This is a genomic window from Bacillus sp. VA15 (assembly GCF_055721145.1).
The window spans coordinates 108,727-123,961 of the sequence record NZ_JBVQPQ010000001.1 but is presented as its reverse complement, the minus strand read 5'-3'; the positions used below and the strand labels follow the sequence as shown (position 1 = coordinate 123,961).

Sequence of the window (15,235 nt, the reverse complement as noted above, 5' to 3'; positions counted from 1 at the left end):
TATAATGACGGGATTTTATGAAGGAAATTTTAACAAACTCCGGCTGCCACGCAAGCTTTCGCTTTTTCAAGCGCGTGCTCCACCTGTTTGAATCCGGTGCCTCCGGCGCTCATTCTTTTTTCAACTGCGTGGTAAGGGTCTAAGACAGTGTATATATCTTCTTCGAAGAGCGTGCTCGCCTGCTGAAATTCGGCAAATGGCATATCACTTAGATAGATCCCTTTTTCGATACATGTGTACACAAGTTTCCCGACTACTTCATGCGCTTCTCTGAACGGCATTCCTTTTTTCGCTAAATAATCGGCCAGTTCCGTCGCATTTGAAAAGTCTTGTTTTGTCGCTTGCTTCATGACCTCTTTGTTTACAGTCATTGTTTGAATCATGCCTGTGAAGATTTGCAGGCTGCCCTCAACTGTTTTCACTGTGTCAAACATGCCTTCTTTATCTTCCTGAAGATCTTTATTGTAAGCGAGCGGAAGACCTTTCATGATCGTAAACAGTCCCATCATATCGCCATAAACGCGTCCTGTTTTACCCCGGATCAGCTCTGCCATATCAGGGTTTTTCTTTTGCGGCATCATGCTGCTTCCCGTTGCATACGTATCGTCAAGCTCGATGAATTTAAACTCCTGAGAGCACCATAGAATGATTTCTTCAGAGAAACGGGATAGGTGCATCATCAGCATACTGCTGTTGCTTAAAAACTCCAAAATGAAATCTCTGTCGCTGACGCCGTCCAGGCTGTTTTCATAAATGGAATCAAAACCGAGCAGTTCTGCTGAATAATCACGGTCGATTGGGAAGGTTGTTCCCGCAAGTGCCCCGCAGCCTAGCGGAGATTTGTTAATCCGCTTCATTGAATCCTGAAAACGCTCCTTGTCGCGCTCCAGCATCCAGAAATACGCAAGCAAATGGTGAGCGAACGAAATCGGCTGGGCGCGCTGCAGATGAGTGTAGCCCGGCAGAATCGTTTCGACATTCGCTTCGGCCTTTTCGATCAGCGCGCTTTGGAATGCCTCAATCAGCTCGATGATGTGGCCGACATGATGTTTCAAGTATAAATGCATGTCAGTTGCCACCTGGTCATTCCGGCTTCTGCCGGTATGAAGCTTGCCGCCGAGAGGGCCAATTTCGTCAATAAGCATTTTCTCAATGTTCAAATGAATATCTTCATAATCAACTGAGAATTCCAATGCTCCCTCCTCTGCTTTTTGCAGAAGGGTATTCAGTCCCTCACGGATTTTCAGCTCTTCCTCTGCTGTCAGGATACCGCATTTTTTCAGCATGGCAGCATGTGCGAGAGACCCTGTAATGTCTTCAGTGACTAAATTTTGGTCAAATGATATAGACGCGCCGAACTCGTCGACCCATTTTTCCGGTGTTTTTTGAAATCGGCCTCCCCAAAGCTTCTTCATGCTTGAATCTGCTCCTTCTTTTTCACGATGCTGTTCACTTTTGTCGGAAGTCCCCAAAGCTCGATAAACCCGATTGCCGCATGGTGATCAAACGCATCGTCTTTTGTATATGTTGCAAGTTTTTCATCATATAGAGAGTATTCTGATTTACGACCTTCTACAATCGCATGGCCTTTAAACAGCTTCACGCGGACAATGCCTGTGACATGCTTTTGCGTTTCTTTTAAGAAAGCGTGCAGCGCGTCTTTTAACGGCGAGAACCACAAGCCGTTGTAAATGATTTCTGACATTTTTTGCTCGACGATCGGTTTAAAGTGGGCTACCTCTTTAACCAGGGTTAGATCTTCCAATTCTTTATGCGCTTTGATGAGTGTTATCGCACCAGGGCATTCGTATACTTCCCGCGATTTAATGCCGACAAGACGGTTTTCCACGTGGTCGATACGTCCGACACCGTGCGCGCCTGCCATTTCATTCAGCTTCAAAATCAGTTCAGAAAGCGAGTAGGATACGCCATCAATGGATACAGGCACACCTTGTTCAAATGCAATTTCAATCACTTCCGGCGTGTCCGGCGTTTTTTCCAGCGGAGCTGTTAAATCGTATGCACCTTCTGGCGGCGCCGCCCATGGATCTTCTAAAATGCCGCACTCATTTGCGCGTCCCCAGAGGTTTTGGTCGATTGAATAAGGGCTGTCAAGATTGATCGGAATCGGAATGCCGCGGCTTGCCGCATATTCAATTTCTTCTTCACGTGACCACTGCCATTCCCGAACCGGCGCGATCACTTCGAGGTCAGGGTTTAATGATTTAATGGATACTTCGAAACGAACCTGGTCATTTCCTTTCCCTGTGCATCCGTGCGCAATCGCCTGTGCATCTTCTTTTTCCGCGATTTCAACCAGTTTTTTTGCAATCAGCGGCCGAGATAATGCCGAAACGAGCGGATATTTTCCTTCATACATCGTGTGGGCCTGCAGAGAGATAAGCGCGTAGTCCTGTGCAAATTCTTCTTTTGCATCGATCACGTAGGAGTTTGTCGCGCCGACTTCCAGCGCTTTCTGCTGAACAAATGCCAAATCTTTGCCTTCACCGACGTCCAGGCAGCAGGCGATTACATTATATCCTTGCTCCTGGAGCCATTTTATTGCGACGGAAGTATCAAGACCTCCTGAGTATGCTAATACGACTTTTTTCTGTTCTGACATGATAAAAATCCCCTCTCAACCGTGTTTCTTTTTGTATAAAAATAAATTATATTTAATAAAAATACATTTTGTATGTATACACTTTAACAAGTACGTTTCGTTTTTTCAAGCCTTTTATAAAAAAAACTTCACCTAATTTTCAGGTGAAGTTTCGTAGTATTTATTCATTTACTTGTCTTTTCTGATTTCTCTGACCACATGTGCAAGTTCGGGAATAATCAGCTTATTCATTGCCAGCTTTACCGCGCCGCTTGAGCCTGGTGTTGAGAAAACAGCTGTATGCTGGATGACACCAGCAGTAGCTCTCGACATGATTGCGGCAGAGCCGATATCCTCTGTATAACTCAGCATCCTGAAGATTTCTCCAAAGCCGGGCAACTCTTTCGAAAACAGCGGCGTAATGGCTTCAATTGTGACGTCCCGATTTGCTATGCCTGTCCCTCCGTTTAAGAGAACCGCGTCTGTTTGTTCATCCATGCAGCCCGCAAGCACAGCCCGCTGCAAAGCATCCTTTTCGTCTTTTACAATTTCATATGCAGCAATGTGATGACCGGCTTCTTCTAAAAACGAGATCATCAGTTTGCCGCTTTTATCGGTTTCCTCTGTTCTCGTGTCACTGACTGTGATCACTTTGCACCGAACGATATCCGGAGCTTCTTGTTTATGCTCTTGAACACTCATTGGCCCACCTCTTTTAATTTTCTGTCTGTCATTATCATGCATGAACAAAAAAGCACATTCAAGAGAATGTGCTTTTCAACTGATTTATTTTGCTAAACGAACAACGTCGCGCGCAATCATGACTTCTTCATCAGTCGGAATGATCATGACTTTTACTGGAGAATGCGGATAGCTGATGAAAGCTTCCTCGCCGCGCACATTATTAAGCGCAGGATCCCAGTATACACCCATGAATTCTAAGCCGCGAAGGACGCGCTCTCTTACTTCCACACTGTTTTCACCGATACCGGCAGTAAAGATGATCGCATCTACACCACTCATTCTTGCAGCGTAAGAACCGATGTATTTGTGGATTCTGCTCGCGAAGACTTCAAGGGCAGTTTCCGCGCGCTCATTTCCTTCTTTCGTTGCTTCAACGATGTCACGAAGATCGCTTGAGAAACCGGAGATGCCGAGCAGTCCGCTTTTTTTGTTTAATGTATTCAGTACTTCGTCAGCCGTTTGGCCTGTTTTCTCCATGATGTATGGGATCAGGGCAGGGTCGATGTTTCCAGAACGTGTACCCATTGCAACACCGGCAAGCGGCGTAAAGCCCATAGATGTATCAATTGATTTGCCGCCTTCAACAGCCGCAATACTTGCGCCGTTTCCGAGGTGGCAGGAAATCAGGCGTAAGTCTTTTAACGGGCGGCCGAGAAGCTCTGCCGCGCGCTCAGTCACATATTTATGTGAAGTGCCGTGGAAGCCGTATTTACGGATGCCGAACTTTTCATAGTATTCATACGGCAGGCTGTATAGGTAAGACTGCTCAGGCATTGTTTGGTGGAATGCCGTATCAAAAACAGCAACCGCAGGAACATTTGGAAGCACTTCTTTGAACGCTTTAATTCCAACGATATTTGCCGGGTTGTGAAGCGGTGCCAATTCAGAAATATCCTCAATTTCCTTAATGGTTTCATCCGTTAATAAAACAGAATCGCTGAATTTTTCTCCGCCATGCACGACGCGGTGGCCGATTCCGTCAATTTCATTCAAATCTTTAATAATGCCGAATTCCGTTAACTTGTTCAGCAGCATTTTAACAGCTACCGCGTGATCCGGAATATCAGTTACTTCTGTATTTTTTTCGCCGTTTACAGAAATCGTGAATACGCTGTCGGCGATACCAATTCGTTCAACTAAACCCTTCGTTAAAACGGTTTCTGAAGGCATTTCGAAAAGCTGAAATTTCAAAGACGAGCTTCCTGCGTTAATTGCAATAATTTTGGACATGATTGACGCTCCTTTATACTCTGTATCAACAACTTCATTTTTCGTACTTTTTTCCCGGTGAATATCATCATCTTCCCCGAAAAATATCTGACTTTTCCATTTAAACATTGTCATGTCGGCATTTCAAGTCAACTTGTGTATTGATAACGCTTACAATAAGAAGTCGTTATTTTCAGACATATCACCTATAGATTTCGTGTTGACGAACGCTTACATGTTGCGGTTTTTCTTTCTGTATTTTGTGTTTCAAAGCTGGATTCAATTCGCCGGCCTTGTCTTCAAGTGCACAAATAAAAACAGCTTAAGCATCCATCGTATGACGGCTGCCTAAGCTGCTATTCGACACCTATTTTTCTTTTCTAAACCACTCATCGAATTGAGCCATCATATCAAGCATTGCCTTCTGATTGGAGAAAGACGGAAGATTCGCAAGCAGAATTTTACTCGGCGCTTTCGTCTCCTCTCCTTTTTTCTGAAGCACAAGAATGCTTTTGGCATGAGCCTCATCTTTAAAAATGGATTTTGGCAGCTGCAAAAGCGCGTTGATATGAACCTTATCTTTGAAAAACTGTTTCAGCTTGTCGCTTTGGGAGCTCTCAAATAAATGATTCGGGATCATAAAAAATAAGTAGCCACCCGGTTTGGTATGTTTGACGCTCTGTTCAATAAACAGATGATGCGCGAAGGAATGGCCTTCGTCCGCTTTGAGCTCAAACGCTTCTGCTCCTTCGTCATTCGGATAATAGCCGACGGGCAGATCGCATATGACAGTGTCAACAGGATCGATAAACAGCGGCTCAAGGCTGTCCTGATGGAAAAGCTCAAGCTCTTTTTTCAGAAGGTTCGCTTGGGCATACGCGATCTTCAACAGCACATCATCAATTTCAATGCCATAGCTATTTGCCGTTTTTTCAGACAGCTGGTTCAGCACGGTGAACAGAAGGTTTCCCGTTCCGACAGCCGGATCAAGAACCGTCAGTTCCTTTTGGTCCGCCATAAACTTATTCACCAAATAACTGATGAAAAGCCCGATCGTGTCCGGCGTCATTTGTCTGTTCGGATGGGAGACATCTTTCAGGCCTTTCAGGACGGCAAGCTGAAAAGCTTTGCGCACCCACTCGTGCTCATATGTGCCGAATTCCGCTTTTTCAAGCAGAGCCTGAAGCTGTTTGACTTTCTCATCAGGCAGTTTCAACTGATCCGTTTTTTCAAGAAAATACATTTCTCCCGCTTCAGCCAGCGCTTCTATATATGAAATTTGCAATTCATTCTTTATTATTATCGCGGCTTCGTTTAACAGCTCGTAAACCGCACCTACATGGTCTTTTTGCATATATGTTCCTCCTTGCCATGAAAAAAGCTCCGGCGGCAGCCTGGAGCTTTTTTCCGTGCTTACTTCACTAATGCCTTGGCAGCCTCAATTGGCTTTTCATAGTTCGGGTGGTTTGTTGCTTCGCTTACATATTCAGCGTAAACGACTTTTCCGTTCTCATCAAGGACGAATACGGAACGTGCAAGCAGACGAAGTTCTTTAATATACACACCGAATGCTTCGCCAAATGACATATCTCTGTGGTCAGACAGTGTTTCCACTTTGTCAATTCCGTTAGCACCGCACCAGCGCGCTTGTGCAAATGGAAGGTCTGCACTGATTGTATAGACGTTAACATCTCCAAGCTTTGCAGCTTCTTCGTTAAAACGGCGTGTTTGCGCATCACAAACACCTGTATCAATTGAAGGGATAACAGAAATAATCGTTACCTTTCCTTTCATATCAGCTAACGATTTTTCTTCAAGGCTGTTAGTCAGCACTGTGAAATCAGGAGCTTGATCTCCTACTTTCACTTCTTGTCCGACGAGTGTAACCGGACCGCCTTTAAATGTAATTTCAGCCATTATAATTCCTCCCTTTTGTATGTATGACTCTATCATAGTAAAGTTTCCTGTAAACTGCAAAGTATATGCCAAAAAAAAGTTAACTGCGGCGGCCGCAGTTAACCTTCTTTAATAATTCATATTGTTCATTTGGTTTTGATTTTGGCCTTGGCCCTGACCTTGGTTCTTGTTATTTTTCTTGAACATTTGCTGGATGCGTTCAAGGGTTTGAGGGGCTGCGTCTAAAATTTTCTCAATCAAATGGGTATTTTCATCTAAATGAAGCATTCTGATTCCTGTCGATCCGACAATTAAAAACGCGATCGGCGTAATGGACACACCGCCCCCGCTTCCGCCTCCGAAAGGAAGTTTTTGTTCTCTTGTCTCATCGTCTTCCGATTTCTTTTCTGCCGGCTTTCCGCCAAACTCGCTTCCGCCTGCGGCGAATCCGAATCCAACTTTAGAAACGGTTAAAATCACGCTTCCATCCGGCGTTTCAACCGGATCTCCAATAATGGTGTTAACATCAATCATTTCCTTCAAGTTTTCCATTGCGGTTTTCATTAAACCTTGGATGGGATGGTCTGCCATATACGCTTCCTCCTTAAACTGATGAATCATTCTTTGAAGTCATTCGGGACGACGGATTCTTCTTTAATACGGATAGCTCCCGTCCGTATTTGACGAATTTGAAAGCTGCAAGCATAGCATGTCCAAAGCGAAAAAAGAATATACACTGAAGATGGGTCTTGGAGACAGGGACTTGAAACGATGGAATCACTTCATAGACGGGTTTATTCACAAAGTCCAGATGGTCATACAGCATCGCAGCGATGCCGCCTTTCACACCCCATACAGCACCTGTTAACACACCTGTCACTGCCGCGTCGTGAATACCGACAACTGTGACCCATTCGAGTTTTGTGATATGCAAATGCGCCAGAATAGAGGCGCTGGTTTTTCTTAAATTAGTAACTCGATGCACAAGCATTTCAATTTTATTAATGCTTTGCTGTACATCATCAAACGTAATTTTTCTCTTGCTGCTGCTTTTGTTTACTTTCGATGTTGATTTTTGTTTGATATCAACTGTTCCGTCCTCTTTATTCACCTTAATCGCCGGAATTGTTTTTTTGATCCGTATGAGGCCGAACAGCGTCGTGATATTCAAGGTCAGTTTGTCGTTATCATCGGCATGAAGAAACTCCATCGCGACATGGATTTTCATTCTGAGAAGCAGCACGATACCTATAAGAATAAGAATGGCTGTCAGCACATATACCATATTCTTCACTTCCTCTAGGAGCATTATCGCCAATTCAGAAAAAAATAAACCCGGACGAGGTCCGGGTTTATCGGTTATTTGCTGTATAGTTTTTCATGCACCACAGTTGTATCCGCAATATAATCATGAATCCCCTGCTTTGTGGGTGAAAAAGCAACGACGATATATAAAATCCAAATCTTATCAATATACCGTCCGACTACTTCACGAAAAATCACTGTGCTCCATGACAGTTTGCGATCCGGCTTCATAGAAACCACTTTGAGGCCGAACACCATTTTTCCAAGCGTCTGCCTAAAAAACTTTGTCATCAGTGCAAAATAGGCAAGATAAACAACAAGCGTAGTCACACTGTAGGCCGAGAAAGTAAACATGCCGGATGTTTTCGGCAGATCCAATACGGTAAAGAGGGGAGAAACAAGTAAATGGTTTAATCCCCATACAACGAGCCAATCAAGCAGGAAAGCCCAGAAACGAACCCAAAAGCCGGCATAGGCGTGTGTCAGCCGCTCCGCATCTTGCGGGCTTTTGATGTCATTACGCTCTAACTCTTCATATGTCACATCCATTATTGATCCCTCCTACTTCGCATAGAGATACATCATTCTCGGCGAACCGGATTGTGAAAGAATTTCTCTCATATTCAGAAAATCAATTTCACTCTTAAACATTTTGTTCGCGCCCATGGAAAACAGTGAGCCTAATCCGAAGCTTTCCTCGTAAGAAATGACAGAGGCGTTTTTCAAATCCTTATGATCCTTTTTCATCGCTGAAATGGTATCGTCATAAAAACCAAGCTCATCAACGAGATTCAGCTTTTTCGCCTGCCGTCCGTCATACACGCGTCCGTCCGCAATTTTCTTTACCTCTGCTTTCGACATGCCGCGGCCTTCTGAAATGACATCAACAAAGCCTTCATACGAATGATCAACCATGGATTGCATGATGTTCTTTTCTTCTTTTGTCATCTCACGGGAAGGAGACATAATATCCTTATGGGCCCCGCTCTTAATTGTTTCAAAAGAAATGCCGAGCTTATCAGCAAGCTTTGAATAATTGACGCTTTCCATAATGACGCCGAGTGACCCAGTCAGGGTTTCCGGTGTCGCAAAAATCTTATCAGCCGCCGTTGAGATGTAATAGCCGCCGGATGCTGCCATCGATCCCATCGACACGTAAATCGGTTTTTTTGTTTCTTTCTTGATTTCTTCCAGCTTCTTATGTATTTCAGCACTTTCATATACTCCGCCGCCCGGAGAATTCACCTTCAGAACGATGCCTTTAACCGCCTTGTCATCTTTTGCACGCTCAAGGTTTTTTAAGAACGTTCTGTGGTTATATCCGTCTGAACCGAGCAGACTGCTTGAATCCCCATTATCCTGAATGGTGCCGCTGACCTCCAATACGGCAATTTTACTTGAAAGACTGCCGTTTTCCAGCGTCTTTTCCTGAGATTCATCTGTCAGTGATGTGAGATCCGTTTGAGCGCCTTTGACGCTTTCAAAGAAACTCATTGAGATGCTGACGATGATGGACACGCCGAAAATCCCCAGGGCAATCACTAATGCAATCCATCTTTTTGCATTCATTTTTTTCTCCTCCTTTTTCCCAAACTCTCTCATTATACGATTTAATAAGAAAAATGTTTCATTTGATGAGAAAGCTCTGGCTTAACGGGCTGCCGGCAAACGTGGTACACTTATGGCCAAAGGTATTTTATCACAAATACTGGATGGCAGAAAAACTTAAATATGACAGCAAAGGGGAAATGGGATATGACCGATCAACGCCGTAATGTTTATTTTTTTCACAAACAGGACCAGGAAACAAACGAACAAGCCAACTCTTTAACGCAATTGGCTGAAGAGCATGGATTTACAGTTGTGAATCAGCACTCAGACGCCAATATCATTGCTAGCATTGGCGGGGACGGCACATTTTTGCAGGCAGTCAGAAAGACGAATTTCCGTGACGACTGCTTGTACGTCGGCATTACCAAAAAGGGGAAAGCTCATTTATATTGCGACTTTCATAGTGATGAGCGTGAAAAAATGGTCGATGCGATGACGTTTGAACAAATTGAAGTCAGAAAATATCCGCTGATTGAAGTGACAGTGGATAACGCCAGTCCTTTTCATTGCCTAAACGAGGTTTCCATCCGTTCAAGCATCATTAAAACCTTTGTGATGGACGTGCTGATTGATGATCTGCACTTTGAAACGTTTAGAGGTGACGGGATGATTATCTCAACGCCTACAGGCAGCACCGCATATAACAAGTCTGTTGCAGGAGCGGTTGTTGATCCGCTGCTCCCATGCATGCAGGTATCTGAGCTTGCTTCTCTTAACAATAACACCTACCGGACACTTGGCTCGCCATTTGTCCTCAGCTCTGACCGAAAGCTGACCCTTCGTGTGGTACAAGACGGCAATGAGCACCCAATCATTGGCTTAGACAATGAAGCACTCAGCACGAGGAATGTGAAAACGATCGAAATCAAACTGTCCGACAAGAAAATCAAAACAGTCAAACTAAAGGACAATTCATTTTGGGAGAAAGTGAAACGTACTTTTTTATAGAAAATGAAAAGGACAGGCTTCCCGCCTGTCCTTTTATTATTTCTCATATACAATCTGGCCGTTAATTACGGTTTTTTCAATGTCTAAAAGATGAAGCTTTACAGGGTCAATTGCAAAAGGATCCTCGCTGAGAACCGTAAAATCCGCGTCATAGCCTTCGGCAATTTTTCCGCGTGATGTCTCTTTATAAATGATTCCTGCGCTTCCTTCTGTATAGAGCTTAATTGCTTCATATACAGTTAAACATTCGCTTTCATAATAGCTTGGCCCGTTCTGTTCATGACTGCTTTTCCGGAGCACCGCGGACTGGATGCCAAGAAGCGGGTCAACAGGCTCAATCGGGGCGTCTGAACCGCCCGCGCATAAAATGCCTTTAGACATCAGCGTTTTCCACGCAAAGGCTGTATTCATCCGGTCTTTTCCGAGACGGTCAATCACCCAAGGAAAATCACTGGCGACAAAATGAGGCTGAAGATCAAGTGCGATCGGCATGCGCGCTGCTTTTTCGATTAATTCGTCATTCAGCACTTGAGCATGAATCAGCCGATCATGCCGGCCGTTTTTGGGCGGATGCTTTTCTATTGCGTTCAGCACTTTTTCAAAAGCTAGGTCGCCGATTGCATGAACCGCAACTTCCATGCCTTTTTCTCTCGCTTTTCGAATGAGCTGGCCAAGGGTTTCGTCATCATGAACTTGAACACCATTAGTGGATGGATCGTCCTGATATGGTTCTTTCAATAAAGCCGTTCTCCCGCCAAGCGCCCCGTCTGCAAAGATTTTCATCGCACCGAACTCCACATACGGGCCTGACGGCTTCTCCAGTTGCTCCCATCGATCTACTGCTTCGTGATGAACGAGCAAATGACAGCGGAACGGATACTTTCCGCTAGCGGCAGCTTTCTCATAAGCTTTCATCGGCACCGAAACATCACCATAATAGGACAAGTCTTCCGAATGTCCGCCCGTCAGGCCTTTTGTCCAGCAGTCCTCTATTGCAGCCGTAAGCGCCTCATCAACATAGTGCTGGGAGACTGGCGGGACAGCCTTCAGAATCAAATCCTGCGCCTTATCAAACAGAAGCCCGGTCGGCTCACCGTTTGCATCTTTTACAATGACTCCGCCATCAGGATCAGGAGTGTTTCTGGAAATCCCCGCCACTTGAAGAGCCGCAGAATTGACGGCTATCGCATGCCGGCATATTCGTTTAAGCAAGACGGGCCTGTCTGGAAATAAGCGATCAAGATCATGCTTAACCAAATAGTCAGGTGTCTCAAACTGATTTTCATTCCAGCCCTCTCCAATGAGCCAATCGCCTTCAGGAAGCTGCTGCTCTCTTTCCTTGGCAGCCCGCAAAATAGCTTCTTTTGACGTTAGTGCGGACAGATCGAGCTGAAGCTGTTTCTCACCGTGGCCGATCAAATGTAAATGGCTGTCGACAAAACCGGGAAACATCACTGCTCCGTTTAGGCTGATTTCTTCTGTTTCCGGGGACCCGTACTTTTTCTTTAGACGTTCATAGCTGCCAGTGCCCTTTATGACACCATCCTCGACATAGACTGCCTCTGTCAGATCGCCTTCTTCGAGCATCGTATAAATGAAACCGCCGTGCCATATCGCCTTCATTCACGTTCACTCTCTTTCTTTACGCCTTTTTATTGGCTTTGAGCTGTTCTTCACGTTTTCTTAATTCCACTCGTCTGATTTTTGCAGAAGCTGTTTTCGGCAGGCTTTCCACAAATTCAATTTCTCTCGGATATTTGTATGGAGCGGTAATGGTCTTCACGTGATTTTGCAGCATTTTGACAAGCTCATCACTGCGTTTTGCGTGATCTTGCAGGACAACGTACGCCTTAACGATGGAGCCTCTGATTTCATCAGGGCTTGCGACCACAGCACATTCTTTTACTTCAGGGTGCTTAACAAGCGCGTCTTCCACTTCGAATGGCCCGATCGTGTAGCCAGAGCTGATAATGATATCGTCATTTCGGCTTTCAAACCAGAAGTAACCTTCCTCATCTTTTTTTGCTCTGTCTCCTGTTAGGAAATAATCGCCGCGAATTTGTGTTTTCATTCTTTCAGGGTCTTTGTAATATTCTTTAAAGAGTGCCGGCGTGCTAAGGTGAACTGCGATATCGCCAACCTCACCAGATTTGCAGATTTCACCGTCTTCATTAATGATCTCCACCTGATTTCCCGGTGTCGGTTTTCCCATGCTTCCCGGTTTAATATCCATATCTTTCAAGACACCGACTAAAAGCGTGCTTTCTGTTTGGCCATACCCGTCCCGCACCTTAATGCCGAAGTGCTTTTTGAACACATCAATGACTTCACGGTTAAGCGGCTCGCCTGCGGACACAGCGCTGTGCAGGGCAGAAAGATCATACCGGTCCAAGCCTTCGACCTTCGCCATTAAGCGGTATTCCGTTGGCGTACAGCAAAAGACATTGATTTTGTAGCGGTTTAAAAGTTCTAAATATTTTTCTGCTTTGAATCTGCCGTGGTACACAAAACCCGTTGCTCCACTGCCGAGTACCGCTAAAAACGGGCTCCACACCCACTTTTGCCAGCCAGGGGCAGCAGTCGCCCAGACGATATCCTTTTCAGAAATATCAAGCCAAGCGCCGGCAGATGTTTTTAAATGAGCAAATGCCCATCCGTGTGTATGTACAACACCTTTAGGCTGACCTGTTGTTCCGGATGTATAAGATAAGAAAGCCATATCTTCTCTTGTTGTGTCAGCTGTTTGGAATCGGCTTCCGTCCGCTTTAATCGATAAGAGATTTTTCCAGCCGGCATCGTTTTCGCCAATAGACAGTTTAATCAGTTTGTCAGCCGTACTGACATCACGGAAAGCGCCGATAAATTCAGAGTAGACGATGGCGCCTTTCACTTCTGCATGTTCAATCCGGTATTCAAGATCTTTCGCACGAAGCATTTCCGAGCACGGAATGACAACCATTCCTGATTTCAGAATAGCCAAATAAACAGCATAGGCTTCAAGCACCCGCGGAACCATTACAATCAGCTTGTCTCCCTTTTTAAATCCAAGGTCAGCCAAAGCCGCTCCAATTTTATTTGTTTCTTCCATCAGCTTTTCATATGACCAAGATTTTTGCTTGCCTGACTCATCCTCCCATAGAAGAGCGGTTTTTTGTCCAGCCGCACTGAACTTTTCCATTTCATTCACTAAATTATATTGCATAGGGGCAATTAAATCTTCTCGTTTTAACACGAACAACTCCTCACTTTCTTCACCCATTATACATAAATACAGGCTCTTTCCGTAAGGATATGCCTAAAAACAAGCTCTGTAAACATAGGTTTTTATAGGCCGCTGGTCCTTTTTTATACATATAACACGAAAAAGAGTGGGGATACCCCCACTCCTAAAGCCATTATGTGAAATTGTAAATTAGAATTGTCCTCCGCCCATGTTTTGTTGAGCAAAAGATACAAGACGTTTTGTGATCTCTCCTCCAACAGAACCGTTAGCGCGAGAAGTTGTTTCTGCTCCAAGGTTTACACCGAATTCAGAAGCGATTTCTAATTTCATTTGGTCGATCGCTTGAGCAGCTCCTGGTACTAAAAGGTTGTTGCTGTTACCTGAGTTATTGTTAGCCATGTGTCTCACCTCCTTGTGAGTATAGAATGTGTTAAAACACATGGCTTCATTCAAAAAAACTTTGGTAATTGTATACAGGAGCCGGAGCGATTTAAAAGAGTTCTGCGAATTTATCGTTTGCTTCTTGTTCGCTATAAAGCGTCATTGTTTCAATGTTGTCAACCGCTTCTTGAATATACGGCTCAAAATCAACAAAGCTTTCAAAGTGTTCGATTTTTTCTTTTTTAGGGCGTGTTTTCGGACTTGGCGGCGTAAAGATCGTACAGCAGTCTTCAAACGGCTGAATGCTTGTCTCATATGTGCCGATTTCTCGTGATTTTTCGATGATTTCTGTTTTATCCATGGCGATTAACGGACGCAAAATCGGTGTTGACGTCACCGCATTAATCGCATACATGCTTTCAAGCGTTTGGCTCGCTACCTGACCGAGGCTTTCTCCAGTAATGATGGCAAGCCCATTTCTCTTTTCTCTGATTCTGTCGGCAATTTGAAGCATGAGGCGGCGGGTTGCCGTCATTGTGTAGTTCTCAGGTATTTGTTTTTGGATGAGCTCTTGCGTTTTCGTAAACGGAACGATATGAAGCGTCATGCTTCCCCCAAAGCGGGACAGGCATTTTGCCAGATCCATTACCTTTTGTTTTGCGCGCTCGCTTGTGTACGGCGGGCTGAAGAAATGAACAGCTTCTACCGATAGTCCCCGTTTCATCGCATAAAAACCAGCCACAGGGCTGTCAAAACCGCCGGAAAGCATTAGCATCGCTTTGCCTGCAGAACCAACGGGCAGGCCGCCTGCACCTTTTTCATCGCGAATCGTCAAAAAGGTCGCTTCTTCCCTGATTTCGATTCTGAGCGGGATGTCGGGATTGCGAACATCGACCGTCAATCCTTCTGTATTTCGCAAAATATGGCCGCCGATTTCAGCGTTCATTTGATTTGTATCTAATTCAAATTGTTTATACGCTCTCTTCGTTGCGACTTTAAACGTATCACCAGGCTGATACTGATCTTCGATAGCCTGCAGAGCAGTTGCCTTAATATCATCAAGGCGGCTATCACACTTAATCGCCAGGCTGAAGCTTTGAATGCCAAACACCTGCTTTAAATGTGGAAAAAGAGCCTCAGGATCTTCTCCATTTAATGTAATCGTCATACGGTCCCGATTGGAAAAGTATTTTAAGTTCGGATAGTCTTTCAAAACGAGTCTGACGTTTTGCTTTAAGCGCTCAATAAAGCTTTTTCTGTTTTTGCCTTTGGTTGAAATTTCTCCAAAACGAATTAATATATGATCGTAATTCATG

Annotated in this window: 15 protein-coding genes; 1 reads left to right on the top strand and 14 read right to left on the bottom strand. The window is 44.6% G+C overall.

Annotation, left to right across the window (positions count from 1 at the left end; all coding sequences use genetic code 11):
* Nucleotides 1-29: 29 nt before the first annotated feature.
* The 10 genes from argH to sppA form a co-directional block, all read right to left on the bottom strand.
* Nucleotides 30-1,415, bottom strand: coding sequence for an argininosuccinate lyase (gene argH / locus AC0DBE_RS00595; RefSeq protein WP_014114765.1), 1,386 nt, complete (start codon nt 1,413-1,415; stop codon nt 30-32).
* Nucleotides 1,412-2,623: an argininosuccinate synthase gene (locus AC0DBE_RS00590; protein ID WP_014114766.1), complete on the bottom strand. Its 1,212-nt coding sequence runs from the start codon at nt 2,621-2,623 to the stop codon at nt 1,412-1,414. Before AC0DBE_RS00590 ends, argH begins: the two co-directional genes overlap by 4 nt.
* A 168-nt stretch (nt 2,624-2,791) precedes the next feature.
* Entirely contained in the window at nt 2,792-3,304 is a 513-nt protein-coding gene (locus AC0DBE_RS00585; protein WP_014114767.1) for a MogA/MoaB family molybdenum cofactor biosynthesis protein, read from the bottom strand.
* Nucleotides 3,305-3,388: 84 nt separating this feature from the next.
* Nucleotides 3,389-4,576 (bottom strand): acetate kinase, encoded by a 1,188-nt coding sequence (locus AC0DBE_RS00580; protein WP_003223511.1) that lies wholly within the window; start codon nt 4,574-4,576, stop codon nt 3,389-3,391.
* Nucleotides 4,577-4,922: 346 nt separating this feature from the next.
* Nucleotides 4,923-5,909: a class I SAM-dependent methyltransferase gene (locus AC0DBE_RS00575; protein WP_014114769.1), complete on the bottom strand. Its 987-nt coding sequence runs from the start codon at nt 5,907-5,909 to the stop codon at nt 4,923-4,925.
* 59 nt (nt 5,910-5,968) lie between these two features.
* Nucleotides 5,969-6,472, bottom strand: coding sequence for a thiol peroxidase (tpx, locus tag AC0DBE_RS00570; protein ID WP_003223506.1), 504 nt, complete (start codon nt 6,470-6,472; stop codon nt 5,969-5,971).
* 108 nt (nt 6,473-6,580) lie between these two features.
* Nucleotides 6,581-7,042: a GerW family sporulation protein gene (gene ytfJ, locus AC0DBE_RS00565; RefSeq protein ID WP_014114770.1), complete on the bottom strand. Its 462-nt coding sequence runs from the start codon at nt 7,040-7,042 to the stop codon at nt 6,581-6,583.
* Between the two features lie 13 nt (nt 7,043-7,055).
* Complete coding sequence (locus AC0DBE_RS00560; RefSeq protein ID WP_472960749.1) at nt 7,056-7,736, bottom strand: DUF2953 domain-containing protein; 681 nt, start codon at nt 7,734-7,736, stop codon at nt 7,056-7,058.
* Between the two features lie 74 nt (nt 7,737-7,810).
* Nucleotides 7,811-8,305 carry an RDD family protein gene (locus tag AC0DBE_RS00555; RefSeq protein ID WP_472960748.1) on the bottom strand — a complete coding sequence of 165 codons (495 nt, stop codon included), beginning with the start codon at nt 8,303-8,305 and terminating at the stop codon, nt 7,811-7,813.
* Between the two features lie 12 nt (nt 8,306-8,317).
* Nucleotides 8,318-9,325 carry a signal peptide peptidase SppA gene (gene sppA, locus AC0DBE_RS00550; RefSeq protein ID WP_014114773.1) on the bottom strand — a complete coding sequence of 336 codons (1,008 nt, stop codon included), beginning with the start codon at nt 9,323-9,325 and terminating at the stop codon, nt 8,318-8,320.
* 186 nt (nt 9,326-9,511) lie between these two features.
* On the opposite strand from sppA, the gene AC0DBE_RS00545 reads away from it, so the two are divergent.
* A complete protein-coding gene (locus tag AC0DBE_RS00545) occupies nt 9,512-10,315 on the top strand; it encodes an NAD kinase (RefSeq protein ID WP_014114775.1) in 804 nt (267 codons plus the stop codon).
* Between the two features lie 36 nt (nt 10,316-10,351).
* Here AC0DBE_RS00545 and AC0DBE_RS00540 read toward each other — a convergent pair whose 3' ends face one another.
* The 4 genes from AC0DBE_RS00540 to thiI all read right to left on the bottom strand — a co-directional run bounded on the left by AC0DBE_RS00540 (nt 10,352) and on the right by thiI (nt 15,234).
* Complete coding sequence (locus AC0DBE_RS00540) at nt 10,352-11,938, bottom strand: amidohydrolase (RefSeq protein ID WP_472960747.1); 1,587 nt, start codon at nt 11,936-11,938, stop codon at nt 10,352-10,354.
* A gap of 19 nt (nt 11,939-11,957) precedes the next feature.
* The gene (gene mbcS / locus AC0DBE_RS00535; RefSeq protein WP_472960746.1) at nt 11,958-13,547 is read right to left on the bottom strand and encodes an acyl-CoA synthetase MbcS; all 1,590 of its coding nucleotides are present in this window, start codon (nt 13,545-13,547) and stop codon (nt 11,958-11,960) included.
* A 180-nt stretch (nt 13,548-13,727) separates the two neighbouring features.
* Nucleotides 13,728-13,937 (bottom strand): alpha type acid-soluble spore protein SspA, encoded by a 210-nt coding sequence (gene sspA, locus AC0DBE_RS00530; protein ID WP_014114778.1) that lies wholly within the window; start codon nt 13,935-13,937, stop codon nt 13,728-13,730.
* Nucleotides 13,938-14,028: 91 nt separating this feature from the next.
* A complete protein-coding gene (gene thiI / locus AC0DBE_RS00525; protein ID WP_061186767.1) occupies nt 14,029-15,234 on the bottom strand; it encodes a tRNA uracil 4-sulfurtransferase ThiI in 1,206 nt (401 codons plus the stop codon).
* Nucleotide 15,235: the final 1 nt, after the last annotated feature.

Excerpts from the sequence above, each read along its gene's own strand:
- AC0DBE_RS00585 (WP_014114767.1), bottom strand. The coding sequence starts at position 3,304 with ATGAGTGTTCAAGAGCATAAACAAGAAGCTCCGGATATCGTTCGGTGC.
- AC0DBE_RS00590 (WP_014114766.1), bottom strand. The coding sequence starts at position 2,623 with ATGTCAGAACAGAAAAAAGTCGTATTAGCATACTCAGGAGGTCTTGAT.
- AC0DBE_RS00575 (WP_014114769.1), bottom strand. The coding sequence starts at position 5,909 with ATGCAAAAAGACCATGTAGGTGCGGTTTACGAGCTGTTAAACGAAGCC.
- argH (WP_014114765.1), bottom strand. The coding sequence starts at position 1,415 with ATGAAGAAGCTTTGGGGAGGCCGATTTCAAAAAACACCGGAAAAATGG.
- AC0DBE_RS00555 (WP_472960748.1), bottom strand. The coding sequence starts at position 8,305 with ATGGATGTGACATATGAAGAGTTAGAGCGTAATGACATCAAAAGCCCG.
- sspA (WP_014114778.1), bottom strand. The coding sequence starts at position 13,937 with ATGGCTAACAATAACTCAGGTAACAGCAACAACCTTTTAGTACCAGGA.
- tpx (WP_003223506.1), bottom strand. The coding sequence starts at position 6,472 with ATGGCTGAAATTACATTTAAAGGCGGTCCGGTTACACTCGTCGGACAA.
- ytfJ (WP_014114770.1), bottom strand. The coding sequence starts at position 7,042 with ATGGCAGACCATCCCATCCAAGGTTTAATGAAAACCGCAATGGAAAAC.
- AC0DBE_RS00545 (WP_014114775.1), top strand. The coding sequence starts at position 9,512 with ATGACCGATCAACGCCGTAATGTTTATTTTTTTCACAAACAGGACCAG.
- AC0DBE_RS00580 (WP_003223511.1), bottom strand. The coding sequence starts at position 4,576 with ATGTCCAAAATTATTGCAATTAACGCAGGAAGCTCGTCTTTGAAATTT.
- sppA (WP_014114773.1), bottom strand. The coding sequence starts at position 9,325 with ATGAATGCAAAAAGATGGATTGCATTAGTGATTGCCCTGGGGATTTTC.
- AC0DBE_RS00540 (WP_472960747.1), bottom strand. The coding sequence starts at position 11,938 with ATGAAGGCGATATGGCACGGCGGTTTCATTTATACGATGCTCGAAGAA.
- thiI (WP_061186767.1), bottom strand. The coding sequence starts at position 15,234 with ATGAATTACGATCATATATTAATTCGTTTTGGAGAAATTTCAACCAAA.
- AC0DBE_RS00560 (WP_472960749.1), bottom strand. The coding sequence starts at position 7,736 with ATGGTATATGTGCTGACAGCCATTCTTATTCTTATAGGTATCGTGCTG.